We start from the raw sequence: 20,625 nt of genomic DNA, 5'->3' as shown, positions 1-20,625 counted from the left end.
GGTCACGTGCGGTGCCCATCTTTTTTATCTATAAATAACTCACCGTCAGTAAACGAGCAAAATGAAATATCTGAAGGGTTTGCATATCCGTGTTTTCTTAGTTTTTCAAGCAGCCACTGTTGATCTTTTTCAATCCTGGACAGGTTTTCCATTTGAATAGAGCCATCTATAATAAGCGGCATTTCGAGCTGCCGATGCTCTCCGCTGTTTTCTTTCTTTACAACAGTCAGTTTGCCTGACGGCTCTAAAATGGCAAATGATACATCAGCCACTCTGTCGATGTTATTTTCTCTGAGCTGAACCATTAAATCATCGAAATTATAACGCTGTGATTTCATGGCGTCTTCGTCAATTTTCCCATATTTAATAATAATGGTCGGCTTTCCGTCAAGAAGCTGGCGGACTTTTCGGTTTTTTAAAGAAAAGTATGCCAAAGTCACTTGGATGATCATTAATACAAGCATTGGCAAAATAGTGTGAAATAGATGATCTTCTACGTTTTCTATGGCTAAAACGGCAATTTCAGCCATCATGATAAAGACAACGAGATCTAAAATGCTAAGCTCCCCGATCTCCCGTTTGCCCATAAAACGAAAAATGACCAATATTACAAAATACAATATGATTGTGCGAAACGTAATAGTGAGAAGCTCTTCCATCTTGCACCTCCAACTCATTATAGGATGCAACAAAACGAACAATTTATGTAAGGAAAAAGCGATCGTATTTCATAAAGCTTTTACGTCTAATTCATGCGATAGGGGAATACATTTTTACAAAGACGAGCCATCAGCATGTCTGGCGGCTTTGTTGAAAAAGAACAGAAGCCTTTTAATACAGGCAGAGAGGAGACATTTATGGAGGAAACGAAACAAGTTGGAAAAGGCATTCTTTACGGCTTAATCGCCATTTTCTCAGCCATGCTCCTGACAAGTTTAGCCGTTTCACTTTTACTGACGGCAACCTCACTGGAAGAGTCATCATTCAACTGGCTGATCACCGCCATCTCATTTCTTTCTTTGTTCATCGGCGGGTTCATTTCTGGCGGTAAAGGAAAGGAAAGAGGCTGGATGATCGGGGCATTGACTGCCTTGAGCTTTTCTCTGATTATTTTATTGTTTCAGTATTTAGGATTCGGAAAGACATTTACAGCGGAACAACTGCTCTTCCATCTTGGATTTTTAGGGGTGTGCATGCTGGGCGGGGTTTTCGGCGTGAACATGAGGGGAAACAGGTCTTCCACATAAAAAAGAGCGGGCTCACTCACCCGCTCTTTTTTGTTTGCTATGTATAGCTCCTGCTGTTATTCAGCAGCAGAAACTTCTCTGATCGCGCGGCGGTCGAACGTAAGACGTGTGTTTTCACCAGTCTTAATGACGACTTTGCTTTCGTCGATAGAGTCAACAGTACCGTGCAATCCCCCGATTGTCACTACTGAATCGCCTTTTTTCAGTTCCTCCTGCATTCGGCGTACTGCCTTTTGCTGTTTTTGCTGAGGACGAATCAGCAAGAAGTAAAGGACCGCAAACATTAAAATAATAGGAACCAATGTACCTAAAGTGCCTGTCATGATTTTCACCCCTTTCTGTAAGCCTGGTTTTCATTTTTATTTAGAAGCTTTTCGCATTTGGCTTGTTGTAGCCGTAACGCTCAAAGAACTCTTCTCGGAAATCACCCAGACGATCCTCGCGAATAGCCTGTCTTACCTGCTCCATTAAGTGTAACAGAAAATGAAGGTTATGGTAAGTTGTTAATCGAAGGCCGAATGTTTCATTGCAGCGGATCAAGTGTCTGATATACGCGCGAGTGTAGTTTTTACATGTATAGCAATCACACTCTTCATCAATCGGACGGAAGTCTCTTTCAAATTTCGCATTTTTCATATTGAGACGGCCTTCAGCTGTAAACACAGTGCCGTTTCTTGCAATCCGGGTAGGCAGCACACAGTCAAACATGTCGACCCCGCGGATCGCTCCGTCGATCAGCGCGTCCGGAGAACCAACTCCCATCAGATATCTCGGTTTATCCTTCGGCAAAAGCGGTGTTGTAAACTCGAGCACACGGTTCATGACATCCTTCGGTTCACCGACAGATAATCCGCCTATAGCATATCCCGGAAAATCAAGAGAAATCAAGTCCTTCGCGCTTTGCGTGCGCAGATCTTCATATTCTCCTCCTTGTACAATGCCAAACAGCCCTTGTTCATCCTGACGGTTGTGGGCATTCAGGCACCGTTCTGCCCAGCGGCTTGTCCGTTCTACTGACCGCTTCATATAATCGTACTCTGCCGGATATGGCGGGCATTCGTCAAACGCCATCATAATATCAGAGCCGAGTGCGTTTTGGATCTCCATCGCTTTTTCCGGAGATAAAAACAGCTTGTCTCCATTTAGGTGATTGCGGAAATGAACGCCCTCTTCCTCTATATTACGAAACTTGCTTAAAGAAAAGACCTGAAAACCACCTGAATCTGTTAAAATCGCGCGGTCCCAGTTCATAAATTTATGGAGCCCGCCGGCTTCTTTGACAATATCGTGACCCGGGCGGAGCCATAGGTGATAAGTGTTGCTTAAAATGATGCCCGCATCCATTGCTTTCAGCTCTTCAGGTGACATCGTTTTGACTGTCGCCAGTGTGCCGACCGGCATAAAAACTGGCGTTTCAAAGGAGCCGTGAGGGGTATGCACTTTGCCCAGCCGCGCTCCTGTTTGTTTGCATTCTTTTATAAATTCATAGCGTATTGGTAGTTCAGCCACTTTTGATGAGGCCTCCTGTTCTTAAATTATAGAATCAGCATCGCGTCTCCGAAGCTGAAGAAACGGTATTCCTCTTCCACCGCATGATTATAAGCGCGCAGAACGTTTTCTCTTCCAGCAAGTGCGCTCACCAGCATAATCAAAGACGATTTCGGCAAATGGAAGTTTGTAATCATTCCGTCAATGGCTTTAAATTCATAGCCCGGATAAATAAAAATAGATGTCCAGCCGCTTGATGCTTTAAATTGTCCGTCATGTTCCCCGGCAATCGTTTCAAGCGTGCGTGTCGATGTCGTGCCGACGGAAATGATCCGGCCGCCCTTTTCTCTCACTTTGTTTAAGGCTGCAGCCGTTTCTTCTGACATTTGATAAAACTCCGCATGCATATTATGCTCTTCAACGTCATCGGCACTCACAGGGCGAAACGTTCCAAGGCCTACGTGTAGAGTGATGAACTCAATTTGCACACCTTTGTCTTTCAATTGCTGTAAGATTTCTTCCGTGAAGTGAAGGCCTGCAGTAGGCGCGGCGGCAGAGCCGATTTCTTTAGAATACACGGTCTGGTAGCGCTCTCTGTCATCAAGCTGTTCTTTAATATATGGCGGGAGCGGCATCTCTCCAAGGGATTCCAGCACTTCGTAGAAAATACCGTCATACTGGAATTCCATTTTTCTGCCGCCATGCTCAAGCTCTTCCGTGCAGACAGCCTTCAACCTTCCGTCTCCAAATGTCACAATGGTTCCTTTTTTTACCCGTTTCGCCGGTTTGGCAAGTGTTTCCCACCTGTCACCAGCTTCCTGTTTCAGCAAAAGCAGTTCCACTTTCGCGCCAGTATCCTCTTTTGTGCCGAATAACCGCGCAGGCAGCACACGGGTATTGTTCAGCACAAGACAATCTCCTTCTTTAAAGAAGCTGATAATGTGTTTAAACGAGCTGTCAGTCAGCTCTCCTGTATGTTTATCAAGCACCATCAGCCTTGAAGCATCACGCTGCTCCAACGGCACTTGTGCAATTAAACGTTCCGGTAATTCAAAATCAAATAAATCGACTTTCATGATGATTTCACCTTTATTCTAGTCTTTTGTTATTTCATTCTGCCGAATAGATTAAGCAAAATTGATAATACCACACTTATGATGATACAAGTGACAACCGGGAAGAAAAACGTGACATTTCCTTTTTTCACAAAAATATCTCCCGGCATCTTGCCGACAAAATGCAACACTGCTCCGATGATAAGCAAAACAGCACCAAGAATCATAATGATCTTAGGAAATTCAGTCATATCGGGGAGCCTCCATTTGGAAATGATGATAAACGGCCGGTGTCACGATCCTTCCCCGCGGCGTTCTTTGGATAAATCCGATTTGCAGGAGGTACGGTTCGTACACGTCTTCAATCGTATGCGGTTCTTCGCCGATCGTGGCTGAAATGGTATCAAGACCCACCGGACCGCCGTTAAATTTTTCGATCATGCCCATCAGCAGCTTGTGATCAATATGATCCAAACCGAGACGGTCAACCTGCAGCCGCTCCAGCGCATCCTGCGAAATCTCTTCCGTGATCCGGCTGTCACCCAGCACCTGGGCGAAATCCCGGACCCTTCTCAGCAGGCGGTTCGCTACGCGGGGCGTCCCTCTCGATCGCCTCGCGATTTCGAGAGCAGACGGGTTATCAATTTCAACCTCGAATACATCAGCGGTTCTTGTGACAATGTCCGCCAGCTCTTCTTGCGTATAGTACTCAAGGCGAGACATTACGCCGAAACGATCTCTTAACGGCGCCGTCAAAAGCCCTACCCTCGTCGTTGCGCCTACCAGCGTAAAAGGAGGAAGATCGAGCCGGACCGAGCGGGCAGAAGGGCCTTTGCCGATCACAATATCCAGACAAAAGTCTTCCATCGCAGGATACAGCACCTCTTCAATCGATCTATGAAGCCTATGTATTTCATCGATAAATAATACATCTCCCGGCTCTAGCGCCGTTAATATGGCAGCCAAATCACCAGGTCTTTCAATCGCAGGCCCAGATGTCGTACGTAATTCCACTCCCATTTCATTGGCAACGATGGAAGCAAGCGTTGTTTTCCCGAGTCCGGGCGGCCCGTACAGAAGAACATGATCAAGTGTCTCCTGTCTCATTTTTGCCGCATCTATAAACACGCGCAAATTTTCTTTCACCTTATGCTGCCCGATATACTGTTCCAAATTTTGCGGCCTCAGGCTTTGCTCTATCACTGATTCATGGTTGTCTGCTTCACTTGAGACGAGCCGTTCATCCATGAACATCACCTTACTTCAATAGTTTTTGTAATGCTTTTTTCACATATTGGTCTGTTGTGAGTCCAGTATCTTCTTTTAAGTGAGGAAGCACCTTTTTGATTTCTTTTTCAGCATATCCGAGAACCCTGAGGGCCTCTAGCGCTTCTTCCAGAGCTGTTTCTGCTGTTTGTTTTTCAAGCCTTTCTTCATGATTAAACAGATTTTCAATCATTTCAGGCACAACATCAGCGAGTTTTCCTTTTAAGTCAAGAATAATCTGGCGAGCAGTTTTCTTTCCTACACCAGGAAACTTGACCAAAAAGGCTTCATCCTCATTTTCAATCGCTTGTATTACCGCTCCCGGATCACCTGAGCCCAAGATGGCGAGTGCGCCTTTTGGACCGATTCCGGTCACGTTTAACAGTTTTGTAAAGAGCGCCTTCTCCTCTCTTGTTGAAAAACCGTAAAGCGAAAAAGCATCCTCTCTGATATGATGGTACGTAAAAATCGTTTCTTGGTTTCTCTCCTTATATATAAACGGATTCGGCGTGAAAATCTGATAGCCAATGCCGCCGTTCTCTATCACAATATATTGGGGAGATACATAATCAATCGTCCCTTTAACAAATTCGATCACGCAAATTCACCTCTTTGACTGTTCTTCATTGTACCATAAAAACAGCCAAAGTCTTATAGAAAAGTTAACATACGTTCGCTTCTCTCTCATTCTTCCACGAAAAAAAAGACATGATTACATGTCTTCAATCAGCGGACGTTACCCGCTGTATGTCTTTATGTGTTCTATGACATCCTCAAACTCCGCTTTTGTCCGAAATGGAATGCCCTTCAGCAGATTTTTTTGCATATGGCTTTCCAGCCTTTCTAAATCAATTTGAAAAAAAGACTGAATCGGTTCGGAAGCTGACTCAGGCCGACCATGAAAAGTGGAGATCACTCCATTATCCGATACACCGATATACCCATTTACCTTACTGAGCGGTGAAATATCGTCCATTTGCTTCCGGAAGAGCACATATCCCTTTTTTTGTTCGACAAGCGTCCAGCCGGCATAGGCTGCCCAAAAATCATCCATAGAAAGCACTTTTTCACGTTTATGCTCAATGCTGACATCTCCGTCCAAATACACTTTCTCAAGCTGCACATGCACTTGCAGCGGTTCATAGTGCTCCACTTCCGCCCCAAGCGCGCGGGGAGGAGCACCTATTAGAAATGCTGCGGCTGAGCAAAGAATGCCCAGCAAAAGATACGCCGTGCTGAATCGTTTCACCCTCTACACCTCTTTGCACACGTTTATGACTAGTTTGACCAAAGAGGCTACTGCTTAACCGTTTTCTCGAAATTTGTTTGCACGTTTTCTCTGACAAGCCGTTCCTCCGTATACACACCGGCGCTTTTCTCAGAAATCGTCAAGAATTGTGTCAGAAAAGCGCTGAAAAAATACAATACCGCAAAGATCCAAATAACCCCGCCTGCGCCGAGCGGTCCAATGAAAAGACTTACGATGCCCGGCGCGATAAACGCACATAAACCAGATCCCAGATTCAACACTGACATGGCAGCGCCTTTATTATCAGGTGCAAGCGTCGGCAAAAGCGCGCTTAATGGAACGTAGCCAGCCAATGCCGCACCGTAACAGCAAGCGATAATCATCAGCACCCAATACTGATGCCCGATCAACTGTGGCGTGTAATAAAGCGCCAGCGTAAAAATACCGCACCCGACACCGCCAAACCACATCACGGTATTGCGCCAGCCAAGTTTATCTCCGACTGCACCGAAAATGATATTAAACACTATATTCACAAAAAACAACGTCCCCCATATTTGCAGCCATTCAGAAACGGAATACCCGTAACGCGCTAAATAAGTAGGGAGAAAGATGGCAAATCCGAATTGTCCTATGGCATTAATCGTCTTGACCACTCCGCTGATGCCGACTTTAGGGTTTTCAAACATAATTGTAAATGCCTTCGACAGTTCTTTCCATTTCGGCTGATCTTGTTTTTGTACCGGTGTAAATTTATCTCTGTTAAAAAATAGGGCGAGGAATCCGCCTGCCGCCACAAACAGTAAAGCGCTCCAAAGCGTATTGATTTCTCCAAAGACCGGAACCGCATAGCTGGAATAGAACGGACCGAGTACGTTAAGCCCGCACGTAAACATAAACCAAAACCAGCCGACGGCTTTTCCGAGAATATGATGAGAGGTGCTGTATGACACCCACACGAGAAAAGAGTATGCAAACAGCGGATATCCTAAGCCTCTAAGTGCATAGCTGCCTAAGAGAGCCGGATAATGCATATGAGGAATCGCCCAGCCGATAAAAGCGGCCGAACCGAGGATAAATGCAAGCAAGCCGACAGTCATCGTTTTTCTTGGCCCCCAAGTTTGGACAAACGTGCCTGATAGCCAAGCCGAGATGGTGACAGCAATGCCGTACATGGTAAATAACGTTGCGGATTGCTGCATGCTGAGACCATGATCAACGAGAAAAGGAGACAGCCAGCCTTGTTCGAGCCCGTCTCCAACCATAAAGATGACAACGCCAATATAACCCCAAACCATGTGAGAAGGAATTCCGATTTTATCCAAAACATTTCCTTTAGCATGTGCTGTATTCATTTTCTCCACCGCCTACTTTTTTTCTAAAGTATCAATGGAGGTTCTATACCCAAGCTTGCTGAAATGTAATCCCGTTTGGTCAAAAAGCGACTTTTTCAGTATGCTCAATACTGACAGGCATGCCAAAAGCAAGCGATTGCTGTGCCGCTCTGGCGATCCGTTCCGCCTGAAAACCGTCATTGCCGGTGCAGGCAGTTTCCCGGTTTGTTTTGATCGCTTCTGCAAACCGAAGAATCTCCTCCTCATACGCATCTTTATAACGTTCAAGGAAAAAGAAATGCGGTTTATCCTTCATCACAAAATCAGCAGTTGACACTTCAACCGTCGTCGGCCTGCTGTTGTCCGCCGCTGCAGAGCCTTTCGTCCCGAAAACCTCGACCCGCTGGTCATATCCGTACACAGCTTGGCGGCTGTTGTCAATCACAGCCATGGCACCGTTTTCAAAAGTCAGTGTAATGACAGCTGTATCAATATCGCCCAGCTCTGCAAAAGAGGGATTCACCAGAGCCGCCCCTTTTGCATACACTTCCGTCACTTCGCTTCCCACAATATACCTGGCCATATCAAAATCATGGATCGACATATCCATAAACAAGCCGCCTGAAGTACGGACATAATCTATATTCGGGGGCTCTGGGTCCCGCGACGTGATTTTTAATAAATGGGGCGTACCGATTTCACCATTTTCAACAATTGTTTTGATTTTCTTAAAATGAGGATCAAAACGGCGGTTGAATCCGACTTGGAGTGCAACCCCGTGTTTCCGGACGGCCGCAAGCGCTTCTTTTGTTTCGTCCAGAGAGAAACTGACGGGCTTCTCACAAAAAATATGCTTTTTCGCCTCGGCTGCTTCTCTTATCATCTGTGCATGTACGGCTGTCGGCGAGCAAATAAAAACAGCGTCAATATCCGGGTCATGTAATAACTCACGATAATCAGAGGTTATGTATTCAATCTGATGACTGTCGGCCCAGCTTTTTATACGGCTTACCTGAATATCAGAGACTGCTTTTATTTTCATATGAGGAATCCGGCGTATATTTTGAACATGAAGTTTGCCGATGCGCCCTGCACCGATAATCCCTGTCACAATCTGTTTTGTCATGGCTTGTTCCCCCTTGAACATTTACGAAAGCGCTTTATTTAAAATTAATACTATCCCATTTGTAAGCGCTTTTCAAGAATAGAAATGAGCGCTCTATGTCTCTTTTATCACAATTAATGCTTATAGGTAGCCTTCTTCTTCAAGACCAGATACACTAGAATTAGGCTCTTTTTCCTGAACAGTTTATGATTTTCCTATAAACAACTGCATAAAATAGAGCAAAGAAGGTGAATGAAATGCTGACAAAAGCAGAGGCACTGGCCCATTCAGTCATATACCGCAAGAACAGCAGATTTGATAAAGTCAAAGAAAAACCCGAGGAATTAACACTAATCGGCAAGGGAAGAAGCGCCTATGTGTTTGCCTTAACAGAAGGCGATCGAAAAATGGCGCTGAAAGTATTTTTTCCGGAGTATCAAGCGACAGCCGTCAAAGAAGCCGCGATCTATGAAAAATTAGCCGGGTCCGCATTCTACCCTGACATTTACGAAACTGGTGATTCATTCATTCTCATGGAATATATTAAAGGCGAAACCTTTTATAACTGTCTGAAGAAAGGCATTGCAATCAGTGATGACATGATTCAGCAGGTTGAAGAAGCACTTTCTGACGCCCGGGCAGCTGGCCTGAACCCGTCAGACATTCATTTGCGGAATCTGATTCTGACAGAAACCGGGACAGTGCGGGTGATTGATGTTGCAAGATTCGAACAGACAAAAAAGTGCACCCAGTGGGACGATTTAAAATCAGCTTATCATGCACTCTATAAAAAACCGATATTCCCCAAAAAGATTCCGGGTTTTTGGCTGGAGATCATCGCATTTTTATATAAGAAAAATTGGTTGCAAAAGCATTTCGCACAACGGAAAAGAAAATATTCTTAAATCAAAAAGGCAGCCGCACAAGCGGCTGCCTTCGTCCATATATTTTTACTTTCTAAAGGCAGAAATCAGTTTCATTTGTTCAGGCGACAGCTTAATTCGATAGCCTCTCACAGTTAAGTAGACCGCTTCTGAGCCTTTCTCGCTGGAATGACAAGTCGTTTTCTCCATTTCTGTCTCCCCTCACCCTTTATTTGTTTTATTTCATCATACCACCGCTTTATTGAGGGAATTTTAAGGAAATGTAAAGATAGTATGAACCTGATATGTGGTGAAATTTAGAAAAACGCAGCTTAATCAATACGCTGCGTTTTTCTTTTTTCCTTCCTCTTCTTATTGATAATTACCGGTCATATAATGTGACAAATCGATTGTAGAAATAGTTCAATTAGCCCAAAATCCTTTTTATACATGTATTCGAAATGAAGTGAGGAGGAAGCTTGATGGCAGATTTTGTAACTAGTTTAAACGAGGTCTTATGGAGTACCCCTGTCATTTATATTTTATTGGGGATTGGATTAATCTTTTCTATTATGACCCGTTTTTTACAAGTCAGACATTTGAAAGAAATGATTGTTCTGATGTTCAAAGGAAAGAGCTCTAAAGCCGGCGTTTCTTCTTTTCAAGCATTATCGATTGCGCTGTCCGGACGAGTGGGGACAGGAAACATCGCGGGTGTGGCGACAGCAATTGCATTCGGCGGACCCGGTGCGGTGTTCTGGATGTGGGCGATTGCCTTTATCGGTGCGGCGAGCGCCTTTGTTGAGTCAACTCTTGCTCAAATTTACAAAGTGAAACAAGGCGGCCAATATCGAGGGGGTCCGGCTTATTATATTGAAAAAGGCTTAGGCATTAAGTGGTTTGCCGTCTTTTTTGCCGCTGCTGCCCTTATTGCAATGGCCCTTCTGATGCCGGGCGTACAGTCCAACTCCATTGCGGCTGGCGTCAAAAATGCATTCGGCATCTCCCCTGCCATTACAGGCTGTGTTCTCGTTTTATTATTAGGGTTTATCATTTTTGGCGGTGTCAAACGAATTGCCAGTGCCGCGCAAATGATTGTTCCGTTTATGGCCATTGGCTATATCCTGCTGTCTTTGATCATTATTGTCATGAATGTTTCTGAATTGCCTGCTGTGATCTCATTGATTTTCAAAAGCGCTTTTGCTTTAGATTCCGCTTTTGGCGGCCTGATCGGCATGGCGATTTCCTGGGGTGTCAAACGAGGCATTTACTCAAACGAAGCTGGCCAGGGAACCGGCCCGCATCCGGCGGCCGCTGCAGAAGTTTCCCACCCGGTCAAGCAGGGGCTGGTTCAGGCATTTTCTGTTTATATCGACACGTTATTTGTATGTTCCGCTACAGCTTTCATGATCTTGTTTACCGGCATGTACAATACTCAGGCTGCAGATGGTTCCTTTATCGTTCATCAACTTAAAGGCGTAGAGGCGGGGCCCGGTTTCACACAAGCGGCCATTGACAATGTTCTTCCCGGATTCGGTGCAGGCTTTGTTGCCATCGCTTTATTCTTCTTCGCATTTACAACAATTATGGCGTATTACTACATCGCAGAAACAAATATCGTCTATTTAGCCCGAGGCAGAGAAAGCAAATGGGCAATGCTTGGCTTAAAACTGATTATTTTAGCCGCGACGTTCTATGGAACAGTGAAAACCGCTTCTCTTGCTTGGGCATTAGGCGATGCAGGGCTTGGCATTATGGTATGGCTGAACGTCATTGCAATTGTGCTGTTAGCCAAACCGGCGCTTCTCGCTTTAAAGGATTACGAGCGCCAAAAGAAGCAGGGCTTAGACCCCGTCTTTGATCCGAAAGCGCTGGGGATCAAAAACGCTGATTTCTGGGAGAAAGAATACACACAGGAAAATGAGCGTGTCTCTTGAATATACAAAAACCGGCCCGATATGACATCGTGCCGGTTTTTTATGAGCGATAATTGGTATATACTTCTTGAACATCATCGTCATCCTCAAGGATGTCGATCAATTTTTCCAGCTTCTCAACAGCCTGATCATCGGCATCAGCATAGGTTTTCGGAAGCATGGTCACCTCTGCCGAAGAAATTGGATATTTCGATTCGAGAGCTGTTTTTACCTTTTCAAAACGCTCAGGCTCTGTTAATACCTCATATTGGTCTTCTTCAGTCTGCAGTTCTTCTCCCCCTGCTTCCAGCACATCAAGCATGAGCTCCTCTTCTTCTATTTGCCGATCTGTACGGTCGATTGCAATGAATCCCTTCCGTTCAAATAAAAAGGCTACACATCCGCTTTCTCCCAGACTTCCGCCATTTTTATTAAATGCTGTCCGCACATTTGAGGCCGTTCGGTTTTTGTTATCTGTTACACATTCAACCATCACGGCAATCCCTGATGGGCCATAGCCTTCATAGGTAATTTCCTCATAGCTGCTTCCATCTAAGCTCCCCTCAGCTTTTTTAATGGCACGGTCTATATTTTCATTCGGCATATTGGCGCCTTTTGCTTTGTCGATGACAAGACGCAATGCTGAATTTGCTTCAGGATCAGCTCCGCCTTCTTTCGCTGCCACATAGATTTCTTTCGCAAGCTTCATAAATATTTTCCCGCGCTTTGCATCCTGCGCATTTTTTCTTTTTTGTATGTTTTTCCACTTGGAATGGCCTGCCATGTTTTCACCTTCTTTTACATTTTCTATGTACACTTTAATGGGTATTGTTCGCTGATGCAATGAAAAAGGCTGCCGAACATTACTTCCGGCAGCCTTCATCCTTAGCGGGCGTTCATTTTATGAAGTCTTCTGAACAGTCCTTTATCTGTGGACACTTGGACGTCACGGTCATTCGCATAGTTGCGTGCCGCTTTTGCAACGTTTTCCCTGTCGGACTTTGTGAAATCTGTATGGCTTCTGACCGCGACGACTACTCGGTCATCTGTTACCATCACTTGTGTGTCATTGACGTTTTTCACTTGTTTCACACGGTTGGCAATTTTTGCAGCCAGTCTTCTGTTTTCTTGGTTGTTATATCCGTTGTTCGTCACGTTCCGATTCATGTTTCTGTTATTCGTGTTGTTATATGTTCCGTCAGTTGCCAAAGGAACGCGATCGTCAGCAGTAACACGGTCACGGTTATTCACATTCGTTGTGTTTCGGTTACCGCCGTTCTGGTCCTCCATTAATTCAGTAACAGGACCATCATTGTCGATTCCTTCTCCCTGTCTGTCAGCGTCATTTTCATTTGTATAATATCCGATTGGACGGGTGTTGCCGTTATTGCGTGTATCATTCATAGCATTATCGTTTGCTCCGCATGCTGTTAAGCCCGCTGTCATTAGAATCAAGCTTGCGATCGTCATTTTTTTACCCAATGGAAAAACCCCCCGTGGACGAATTGAGCATGTTTGCTCGTTTTTATCATGTGCGTCCGAGGGGGATGTTAAGCGTGTAAGTTCTGTCCATTTGACAGTGACCTGCGCCGAAACAAAAAAAGGAACGATTTACATCGTTCCGCACAATCACTCATTTTCTTCTTCCGGCCGGCCAAACATTTGGTTTACAGAAGGCTGATTCGCCATTGGCATAGAAACCCCGGCCGCATATGGATTTGGATTCGCTCCGCCGTAAGGCATATTAGGGGTACCATAAGCTCCGCCTCCAGAATAGCCAGGTGCGGAGTAATATGGCTGATGATCATCATCACATCCGCAGTCGTCATGATCTTTGTACGGCATGTATCCTGGGGCCGCTGGCGGCTGGTATGCACCCATCACTTGAGGAGTGCCATAATGAGGGCCATACGGCATATGTCCATACGGAGATCCATAAGCCGGAGATGCGTATTGAGGCGCTCCGTATGAACCGAAATGTCCGTGATGGCTGTTTTCATGATACTGGTTTTCATATTGACCCGGATCATACTGAGGCGATACAAAACTTGGCTGGTATCCATGTGGCTGATACATTGGATAAGCTTGTGCCGGATAGTACGGGTAGCATAATCCTGACCCTGGAAGAATTGGTGAAACAGGAACCGGACATGGCACGAAATGAGCCGGATAATGATGATAAGGCTGAACAGCCGGCATATTCGGAACTGTGTGATGAACGTTTTCTTCTTCCATACCGCCTACCTCTGGCGCCTTTGGCATATTAGGCATATTCGGATAATTTGCATTTTCCATATTACTCATAGCCTCCTGTTGTGGAAATTGATCTTGGTCTTGCATGTGATACATCTGATCCATATTTCCGTCATGATGTTTTTTCGGCTCCTCCGGTTTAGGAGGCGACCAAGGCTGGAAAAGCTGTTTCATATCATAATAATCGTTCACATCAGCTTCAGGATACACATTTTCCTGCAAATTAGGCATCGGCGGGACATACGGCACAGACTTCTTTTCTTTCGGCTTTGTGTCTTCTACGTCGACAACGGATTTAGGCTTCTCTTTCGCATATGGATGATCTTGCTTCACACTCCCGGGTGCCGGACTTTTGCCCGCTTTTGGCTCTTTTCTGACCGGGACACCTTCAGACGGCACTTTTATTTTCATTCCAGGCATGACTAAGTCTGGATTGCTGAGCTGTGTATTAAGCTTCTTCACTTCCTCAATATCGACTCCGTACTTTTCAGCTATTTTCAAGAGCGAATCGCCTTTTTGAACGATATGGATTTTCAACGTTTTCCCCTCCTATGCAAAACGTGAACAGTTCAGCTGTGATTACAATATGTTTCTTCACAACATATGCCTGAACAAAAGAAGTTATGAGTACAGGAGGGGAAATATTTCTGATTTACGTGATCGAAAGCATTCGATTCAGGGCAAGGAGGGCATCTTGCTGAATGGCTTTTGGCACCTTGATCACGCCCGAAGGTTCTCCTTTTTCTATTTGTTCCAAAGACCACAGCAAATGCGGCAAATCGATTCGGTTCATTGTCAGACATGGGCACATGTCAGGATTAAGTGATTCGATTTGTTTATCAGGGTGATCGTGAATAATCCGCTGAACAAGATTCATTTCTGTTCCGATTGCCCACTTGCTTCCCGCCGGAGCCTGGTTGATTGTATCGATAATATATTTTGTTGATCCGCTGTCGTCACTTAGTGTCACGACTTCATGTGAACACTCCGGATGCACAATGATCCGAATGTCAGGATCACGGTCCCTCACATCTTGGATATTTTTCGCGGTGAATTTTTCGTGAACAGAGCAGTGCCCTTTCCACAAAATCACTTTCACATTCTTATGCTCAGGTTCAGCTACTAATTCATCTTTTATCGGATCCCACACAGCCATATCCTCAAGCGCGATGCCCAAATCATAAGCCGTATTTCTCCCTAAATGCTGATCAGGCAAAAATAAAATTCGTTTTTTCTGTGTAAACGCCCATTTAAGCACTTTTTTCGCATTCGAAGAAGTCACAGTCGCTCCGCCATGCTTACCGACGAAAGCCTTGATCTCCGCAGTGGAGTTCACATAAGTTAAAGGTATGATCGTATCTCCAAATATATGCTGAAGTTTCTCCCATGCCCTATTGGTCTGCTGCATATCAGCCATGTCGGCCATAGAACACCCTGCTCTCATATCAGGCAGGATGACCGTTTGTTCCTCGCCTGTCAGCATATCAGCGGTTTCTGCCATAAAGTGTACGCCACAAAAAACAATATAATCCGCTTCTTTGTTTTTTTCCGCAATTTGGGCCAGCTGCAGGGAATCGCCTGTTTGGTCAGCAAATTGTATCACTTCATCTTTTTGATAATGATGTCCTGGTATAAAGAGCCTGCTGCCGTACTTTTTCTTAATGGCGGCAACACGCGTTTCCATATCCTTTCTCGACATTCCTTTGTAACCTTCAGGCATCATATCATTCGATCGTTTTATCACATCAAGAATTGACATAACGGCATTCCTCCGCAGATTCATTTGATAATGTAACATCCATGCTGATATCTAAACTTTTGACGGAATGAGTCAGAAACCCTAATGAAATATAATTCACGCCCGTCCCTTTAAAAGCAGCCAAAGATTCTAACGTAATCCCGCCCGAAGCTTCAGTTTTTATATGGTCCGGTGTGAGAGTTGCAAAATGACGGACCGTCTCAGGCGGGCAGTTGTCAAACATAATAACATCTGCGCCTGCTTCAATTGCTTCTCGCAGTTGTTCCTCCGTTTCAATTTCCACCTCGATATTTACCATATGTCCCACGGTCTGACGCGCTTTTTGGCATGCCTCTAAAATAGAGCCACATGCTGCAATATGATTGTCTTTAATCATGACGCCGTCATACAAGCCGAATCGATGATTATACCCGCCGCCCGCTCTGACAGCGTATTTTTCCAGCATTCTCAGCCCCGGTGTTGTTTTTCTCGTGTCACAAATTTTAATCTGTTCATCATCCAGCCTACGGACTGCCTCCCTTGTCATCGTCGCAATTCCTGACAGCCTCTGAATAAGATTTAATACGACCCGCTCTCCTGACAGAAGCGCAGCCGCCGGACCGCGTAACACGGCAATCACTTCACCTTTTCGCAAAATGTCTCCATCTGTTTTGGGTAAAATGGTTTGAACATTTTCATCTAATAAAGCAAAGCCTTCTTTTATCACCGCAGCTCCTGCAAAGATACCGTCTGACTTTGCAACAATCTCAGCTTCACAGCTCTGTTCTCCAAAGATAGACTGCGATGTAAGATCCCCCATTCCTATATCCTCAAGAAAAAAGTGATTCAGCAATTTTTTCAGCTGTAAATGATTCATTTTTCCAAATCCCCTCGTTTTTTCTAATCTTCGTTCCCTTTTTTGTATGGACAATTTGTCTTCCTTGCCAGCGCACATCAGCTTGAGGAAAATCGGTGCGGAAGTGAGCCCCTCTGCTTTCCTCCCGCAAAAGCGCAGAAGATGTCATCAGCTTTGCAGCCTGCCATAAATGAGAAAGCTCCAGCTGAGGTATTGTGATGTCCTTCACATTCATTTCCTGAAAAGGCAGCATATGAAGCCAGTTACTCAGCTCAATCAGACTGCCTTGTTCCCGCAAGATAGACATGTGGTTTGTCATTCTGCTTTGCAATTCATACACCTCTGTATTCGGCACCTTGTAGATTACGCTGGTTTCTGATGATGATTGATATTGCCTGTTATAAACCGGTTTTTGCATAATATGCTCTGCTGCTCTTTTTCCAAACACCAGTGCCTCCAACAAGGAATTGCTCGCAAGCCGATTGGCTCCATGTAAACCGGTACATGCAGTCTCTCCAATCGCATAAAGCCCCGGTACTGTCGTTTCCCCCCAGCAACTAACTGAAACACCTCCCATTAAGAAATGCATTCCCGGTGCCACAGGGATTTTTCCGCTTTGGATATCAACCCCTGCTTTTTCACAAATAGCGGTGATGGTAGGGAAACGTGCTTCGAAATCAGAAATCGCACTGCAGTCAATGTAAACGCGGTTTCCTTTTGCCATTTCTTCATGAATAACCCGTGAGACGATGTCCCTTGGAGCCAAGTCACCTAAAGGATGTCGTTCAGCCATAACCCGGCGGCCATTTTCGTCAACTAAACATCCGCCTTCCCCTCTGACAGCCTCTGAAACAAGCCCGTAGGAAACACCATTTTTTACAAGCAGTGTCGGGTGAAACTGGGTAAACTCTAAATCAGTTAATTCCGCTCCGGCCCGGTAAGCTAAAGAAAGGCCGTCACCTGTGACAGATGAATCGTTCGTATGGTGAAGAAACAGACTCCCGCATCCGCCAGCCGCCAGCACAACTTCATCCGCATGTCTTACCTTGATCTGCCCCTGGCTGTCTTTTGTCATGACGCCGATACAGCGTCCATTCTCAACAAGCAAATCTGCTGCTGTTTCATGCTCGATTAACTCGATGTTGCTGTCGATCTGTTTCAGCAAATAATCAACAAGCAGTCTGCCTGTTGCGTCTCCGCCTGCATGAAAAATACGGTTGTATGAGTGGGCTCCTTCTCTGCCAAGACAAACATCGCCTTGCTCATTGCGGTCGAATGGAAATTCACTCTCCAATAGGCTTTGAATCATGATTTTTCCATCATGTAAAACGTCTGCTGTAATAGCTAGATCATTATGTCCGCATCCTGCATATAACGTATCCTCCAGATGGGCTTCAATCGAGTCACCTTTTGCATAAGCCGCAGCAATGCCGCCTTGCGCGTAGACAGAGTTGCTATGTTTGACGCTTTTTTTAGTGATGACAGTCACTTCATATGAGGGCGGGAAAGCTGACGCTAAAGAAAGTGCCGCCGCCCCTGAACCGATGACTGCAATCGTCTTTTTAGACATATGCCACCCTCCTGTTGTTTACACCTGTCTTGACACCTATATTTACACAAGGATAAAATAAACTCAAGAGTTTTTTATGGAGAACGGATGGAGGAAGACCGGATGATTTATTTAGATTTTGCAGCGACAACGCCTATTTGTGAGGAAGCCCTTAACGTATATCAGAAACTCAGCATGGATATGTACGGAAATGCCAGCAGCCTGCATGATGCGGGAGGAAAAGCAAAGCACATACTGGAGTACTGCCGTGAAAAAATCGCCAATATCATTAGCGGAGAAGCAAGCGGCATCTATTTTACAAGCGGCGGCACTGAATCCAATTTTCTGGCCATTCAATCATTGCTAAACGGCCTGCCAAAAGCAAAAAGACATTTCATTACGACTGCCATGGAGCATCAGTCCATTCATAGCTGTGCTGCTTTTCTAGAACAGCATGGATTTGATGTAACAATCATTGAACCGGATGAATACGGGCTTATTACCGAGGAAATATTGGCAGCTCATATCCGGCCGGAAACAGGCCTGGTATCTATTCAGCATGCCAATTCTGAAACCGGGATCATTCAGCCCATTCAACGTCTGTCTTCATACCTCCACAATAGGGGTATTCTTCTTCATAGCGACGCTGTTCAAACGTTTGGAAAAATCCCAATCGATACAGAAGAATTGGGGGTGGATGCACTCTCTTTGTCCAGCCATAAAGTCCACGGTCCTAAAGGGGTGGGTGCGGTCTATATTCGGCCAAATGTCCCTTGGAAACCCGTTTATCCTCTCATCACTCACGAACATGGATTCAGAGCCGGCACCGTGAATGTCCCCGGAATCGGAGCCTTCACTGCTGCTGCGGAGCTAATAATAAGCGAAATGGAAAAACAGATATCCCGCAATGAGGCGTTAAGAACATACTTTCTAGACCAAATCCGCATCCGGTCTCTCCCTGTAACTCTTGCGGCAGACACTTCACAAGCAGAATGTCTTCCGCATATTATAGGGTGTTTTTTTCACTCATTTGAAGGACAATATGTTATGTTAGAATGTAATCGGAGTAATATTTGCATTTCCACGGGCAGCGCTTGTTCTGCCGGTTATCACGGTCCGTCTGCAACGATGAAAGCATTAAGAAAAACAGAACAAGAAGCCCTCCAATTTATCCGCATCTCTTTTGGAAGGCATACAACGGCTGAACAGCTGGATAAGTTATTACATACGTTTACAGCGCTTTGGGAACAAAAGAAAGGAGAATTCGATATTGACCGAAGAATTAAAGCTTATGGGCGCCAACAGGCGTGACCAGCTTCTTCTGTGGCTGAAGGAATCCACATCACCGCTGACAGGAGGAGAACTCGCAAAAAAAGCGAACGTTTCAAGACAGGTTATTGTACAGGATATATCGCTCTTGAAAGCGAAAAATGAACCGATTATCGCCACAAGCCAAGGATATGTATACATGGATGCAGCCGCTCAGCAGCACCAGCAGGCCGAAAGAATCATCGCTTGTCTGCACGGTCCTGAACGGACAGAAGAGGAACTGCAGCTCATCGTGGACGAAGGTGTTACAGTAAAAGACGTAAAAATCGAACATCCCGTATACGGAGATTTAACTGCTGCCATCCAAGTAGGCACCCGGAAGGAAGTTAGCAATTTCATTAAAAAAATCAATTCTACGAATGCAGCCTATTTATCACAGCTGACTGACGGCGTGCATCTCCATACACTGACAGCACCCGATGAACACCGCATCGACCAAGCCTGCCTAGCACTCGAGGAAGCAGGTATTTTAATTAAAGACTAAAAAAAGCCCTTAAAGGGGCTTTTTTTATAATTGGTAGGACTGATATGCACCAAGAAGCTTCACTTTGCAGCCGAGTGCTTCGAGCTCCTGCATGGCACCTGGAATCAATACCTCATCAAACGCTTTCTCAATATCAATAATAAAGAAATAATGGCCTAATCCGGTTTTAGTCGGACGTGACTCAATTTTTGACAAGTTTAAGTTTCTCCAAGAAAAAGCAGACAGCACTCTGTGCAAAGCCCCTGATTCATCCTGCGGAAGCATTACCATCAGGGTCGTTTTGGGCCTTGAACTCAATTTTGAATTGACTTCAAATGATATGTTTTCATCAGGAGACAGGATAACAAATCTCGTATGATTATCCCTATAGTCCTGTATATCTCGTTTCACAATTTTTAATTCGTATGTAGAAGCTGCCATGTCATTGGCAATGACCCCGATATTCAGCTCGGGATGGTCACTGACAAATTTTGCTGCCGCCCCGGTTGAATTGGCGTATTCATATGGAACGGAAGGAAATTGTCGATGGAGAAATTTATGGCATTGCGCAATCGCGTGTGAGTGCGAGTAAATTTTGTCGAGCTCTTTCCATGCATTCTCTCTGGAAGGATGGACAAGCAAGTGCTGATGAATCGGCAATGTCATTTCACCCACAATTGGCAAGGGCTGTTCATGTATTAAATAGTCTATCGTTAAATTTACTGATCCTTCTAATGCATTCTCTAAAGGAACAAAAGCGAAATCAACTTCGCCTGCAACTGCCGCATCTATACACTCCGGTATGGTTCGGTAAGCAACATGTTCGGCGCCGTTTTGAAAACAAGAACTGACTGCTAGATGTGTGAATGTAGCTGCTGGACCTAAGTAACCGACTTTCATGACGATATTCTCTC

At 45.0% G+C, this 20,625-nt stretch carries 23 protein-coding genes; 5 read left to right on the top strand and 18 right to left on the bottom strand.

The features are described 5' to 3' along the window. Window positions 1-2: 2 nt before the first annotated feature. The gene (locus tag AC0DBE_RS01455; protein WP_014114625.1) at window positions 3-659 is read right to left on the bottom strand and encodes a DUF421 domain-containing protein; all 657 of its coding nucleotides are present in this window, start codon (window positions 657-659) and stop codon (window positions 3-5) included. 198 nt (window positions 660-857) lie between these two features. On the opposite strand from AC0DBE_RS01455, the gene AC0DBE_RS01450 reads away from it, so the two are divergent. After that, complete coding sequence (locus AC0DBE_RS01450) at window positions 858-1,247, top strand: TIGR04086 family membrane protein (RefSeq protein WP_041521187.1); 390 nt, start codon at window positions 858-860, stop codon at window positions 1,245-1,247. A 56-nt stretch (window positions 1,248-1,303) separates the two neighbouring features. Here the strand turns inward: AC0DBE_RS01450 and yajC are convergent, their stop codons facing one another. The 9 genes from yajC to iolG all read right to left on the bottom strand — a co-directional run bounded on the left by yajC (window position 1,304) and on the right by iolG (window position 8,765). Further along, window positions 1,304-1,570 (bottom strand): preprotein translocase subunit YajC, encoded by a 267-nt coding sequence (yajC, locus tag AC0DBE_RS01445; RefSeq protein ID WP_003222677.1) that lies wholly within the window; start codon window positions 1,568-1,570, stop codon window positions 1,304-1,306. A 40-nt stretch (window positions 1,571-1,610) separates the two neighbouring features. Next, window positions 1,611-2,756 (bottom strand): tRNA guanosine(34) transglycosylase Tgt, encoded by a 1,146-nt coding sequence (gene tgt, locus AC0DBE_RS01440; RefSeq protein WP_472960808.1) that lies wholly within the window; start codon window positions 2,754-2,756, stop codon window positions 1,611-1,613. Between the two features lie 26 nt (window positions 2,757-2,782). Beyond that, window positions 2,783-3,811 carry a tRNA preQ1(34) S-adenosylmethionine ribosyltransferase-isomerase QueA gene (gene queA, locus AC0DBE_RS01435; RefSeq protein WP_088679377.1) on the bottom strand — a complete coding sequence of 343 codons (1,029 nt, stop codon included), beginning with the start codon at window positions 3,809-3,811 and terminating at the stop codon, window positions 2,783-2,785. A gap of 29 nt (window positions 3,812-3,840) precedes the next feature. Further along, on the bottom strand, window positions 3,841-4,041 hold the full coding sequence (locus tag AC0DBE_RS01430; protein WP_003222669.1) for a DUF2905 domain-containing protein: 201 nt from the start codon (window positions 4,039-4,041) through the stop codon (window positions 3,841-3,843). Further along, window positions 4,034-5,038: a Holliday junction branch migration DNA helicase RuvB gene (gene ruvB / locus AC0DBE_RS01425; protein WP_061186679.1), complete on the bottom strand. Its 1,005-nt coding sequence runs from the start codon at window positions 5,036-5,038 to the stop codon at window positions 4,034-4,036. Before ruvB ends, AC0DBE_RS01430 begins: the two co-directional genes overlap by 8 nt. Before the next feature lie 10 nt (window positions 5,039-5,048). Further along, on the bottom strand, window positions 5,049-5,654 hold the full coding sequence (gene ruvA / locus AC0DBE_RS01420) for a Holliday junction branch migration protein RuvA (RefSeq protein ID WP_003222665.1): 606 nt from the start codon (window positions 5,652-5,654) through the stop codon (window positions 5,049-5,051). A gap of 138 nt (window positions 5,655-5,792) precedes the next feature. Further along, complete coding sequence (gene bofC / locus AC0DBE_RS01415) at window positions 5,793-6,305, bottom strand: sporulation cell-cell signaling protein BofC (RefSeq protein WP_079288040.1); 513 nt, start codon at window positions 6,303-6,305, stop codon at window positions 5,793-5,795. A gap of 47 nt (window positions 6,306-6,352) precedes the next feature. Then, window positions 6,353-7,660: an RbtT/DalT/CsbX family MFS transporter gene (locus tag AC0DBE_RS01410; RefSeq protein WP_472960804.1), complete on the bottom strand. Its 1,308-nt coding sequence runs from the start codon at window positions 7,658-7,660 to the stop codon at window positions 6,353-6,355. Window positions 7,661-7,739: 79 nt separating this feature from the next. Continuing rightward, on the bottom strand, window positions 7,740-8,765 hold the full coding sequence (gene iolG, locus AC0DBE_RS01405; RefSeq protein ID WP_014114633.1) for an inositol 2-dehydrogenase: 1,026 nt from the start codon (window positions 8,763-8,765) through the stop codon (window positions 7,740-7,742). Window positions 8,766-9,001: 236 nt separating this feature from the next. Between iolG and AC0DBE_RS01400 the strand changes: the two genes are divergently transcribed. Continuing rightward, window positions 9,002-9,649, top strand: coding sequence for a phosphotransferase (locus AC0DBE_RS01400; RefSeq protein ID WP_114151381.1), 648 nt, complete (start codon window positions 9,002-9,004; stop codon window positions 9,647-9,649). Window positions 9,650-9,694: 45 nt separating this feature from the next. Here the strand turns inward: AC0DBE_RS01400 and AC0DBE_RS01395 are convergent, their stop codons facing one another. After that, complete coding sequence (locus AC0DBE_RS01395; RefSeq protein ID WP_014114635.1) at window positions 9,695-9,817, bottom strand: hypothetical protein; 123 nt, start codon at window positions 9,815-9,817, stop codon at window positions 9,695-9,697. Between the two features lie 272 nt (window positions 9,818-10,089). On the opposite strand from AC0DBE_RS01395, the gene AC0DBE_RS01390 reads away from it, so the two are divergent. After that, window positions 10,090-11,544: an alanine/glycine:cation symporter family protein gene (locus tag AC0DBE_RS01390; protein WP_061186681.1), complete on the top strand. Its 1,455-nt coding sequence runs from the start codon at window positions 10,090-10,092 to the stop codon at window positions 11,542-11,544. A gap of 40 nt (window positions 11,545-11,584) precedes the next feature. Here the strand turns inward: AC0DBE_RS01390 and AC0DBE_RS01385 are convergent, their stop codons facing one another. From AC0DBE_RS01385 to nadB, 6 genes are all read right to left on the bottom strand, one after another. Beyond that, a complete protein-coding gene (locus AC0DBE_RS01385; RefSeq protein WP_472961325.1) occupies window positions 11,585-12,307 on the bottom strand; it encodes a YebC/PmpR family DNA-binding transcriptional regulator in 723 nt (240 codons plus the stop codon). 101 nt (window positions 12,308-12,408) lie between these two features. After that, the gene (locus AC0DBE_RS01380; protein WP_041521024.1) at window positions 12,409-13,005 is read right to left on the bottom strand and encodes a YhcN/YlaJ family sporulation lipoprotein; all 597 of its coding nucleotides are present in this window, start codon (window positions 13,003-13,005) and stop codon (window positions 12,409-12,411) included. A 147-nt stretch (window positions 13,006-13,152) separates the two neighbouring features. Beyond that, on the bottom strand, window positions 13,153-14,313 hold the full coding sequence (safA, locus tag AC0DBE_RS01375; protein ID WP_087986778.1) for a spore coat assembly protein SafA: 1,161 nt from the start codon (window positions 14,311-14,313) through the stop codon (window positions 13,153-13,155). Window positions 14,314-14,428: 115 nt separating this feature from the next. Beyond that, window positions 14,429-15,535, bottom strand: a complete 1,107-nt coding sequence (gene nadA, locus AC0DBE_RS01370; RefSeq protein ID WP_061186684.1) for a quinolinate synthase NadA — start codon at window positions 15,533-15,535, stop codon at window positions 14,429-14,431. Continuing rightward, the gene (gene nadC / locus AC0DBE_RS01365; protein ID WP_472960800.1) at window positions 15,522-16,391 is read right to left on the bottom strand and encodes a carboxylating nicotinate-nucleotide diphosphorylase; all 870 of its coding nucleotides are present in this window, start codon (window positions 16,389-16,391) and stop codon (window positions 15,522-15,524) included. Before nadC ends, nadA begins: the two co-directional genes overlap by 14 nt. Then, the gene (gene nadB / locus AC0DBE_RS01360) at window positions 16,345-17,940 is read right to left on the bottom strand and encodes an L-aspartate oxidase (protein WP_472960798.1); all 1,596 of its coding nucleotides are present in this window, start codon (window positions 17,938-17,940) and stop codon (window positions 16,345-16,347) included. The genes nadC and nadB overlap by 47 nt, the downstream gene beginning before the upstream one ends. 102 nt (window positions 17,941-18,042) lie before the next feature. On the opposite strand from nadB, the gene AC0DBE_RS01355 reads away from it, so the two are divergent. Then, a complete protein-coding gene (locus tag AC0DBE_RS01355) occupies window positions 18,043-19,230 on the top strand; it encodes an IscS subfamily cysteine desulfurase (RefSeq protein WP_326198691.1) in 1,188 nt (395 codons plus the stop codon). Then, window positions 19,190-19,732: a transcription repressor NadR gene (locus AC0DBE_RS01350; protein WP_014114644.1), complete on the top strand. Its 543-nt coding sequence runs from the start codon at window positions 19,190-19,192 to the stop codon at window positions 19,730-19,732. Before AC0DBE_RS01355 ends, AC0DBE_RS01350 begins: the two co-directional genes overlap by 41 nt. 24 nt (window positions 19,733-19,756) lie before the next feature. On the opposite strand, the gene pheA is transcribed toward AC0DBE_RS01350, so the two are convergent. Further along, window positions 19,757-20,611 carry a prephenate dehydratase gene (pheA, locus tag AC0DBE_RS01345; protein ID WP_061186687.1) on the bottom strand — a complete coding sequence of 285 codons (855 nt, stop codon included), beginning with the start codon at window positions 20,609-20,611 and terminating at the stop codon, window positions 19,757-19,759. Window positions 20,612-20,625: the final 14 nt, after the last annotated feature.

The sequence above is a fragment of the Bacillus sp. VA15 genome (assembly GCF_055721145.1).
This window is presented reverse-complemented; position numbering and strand designations above follow the sequence as displayed.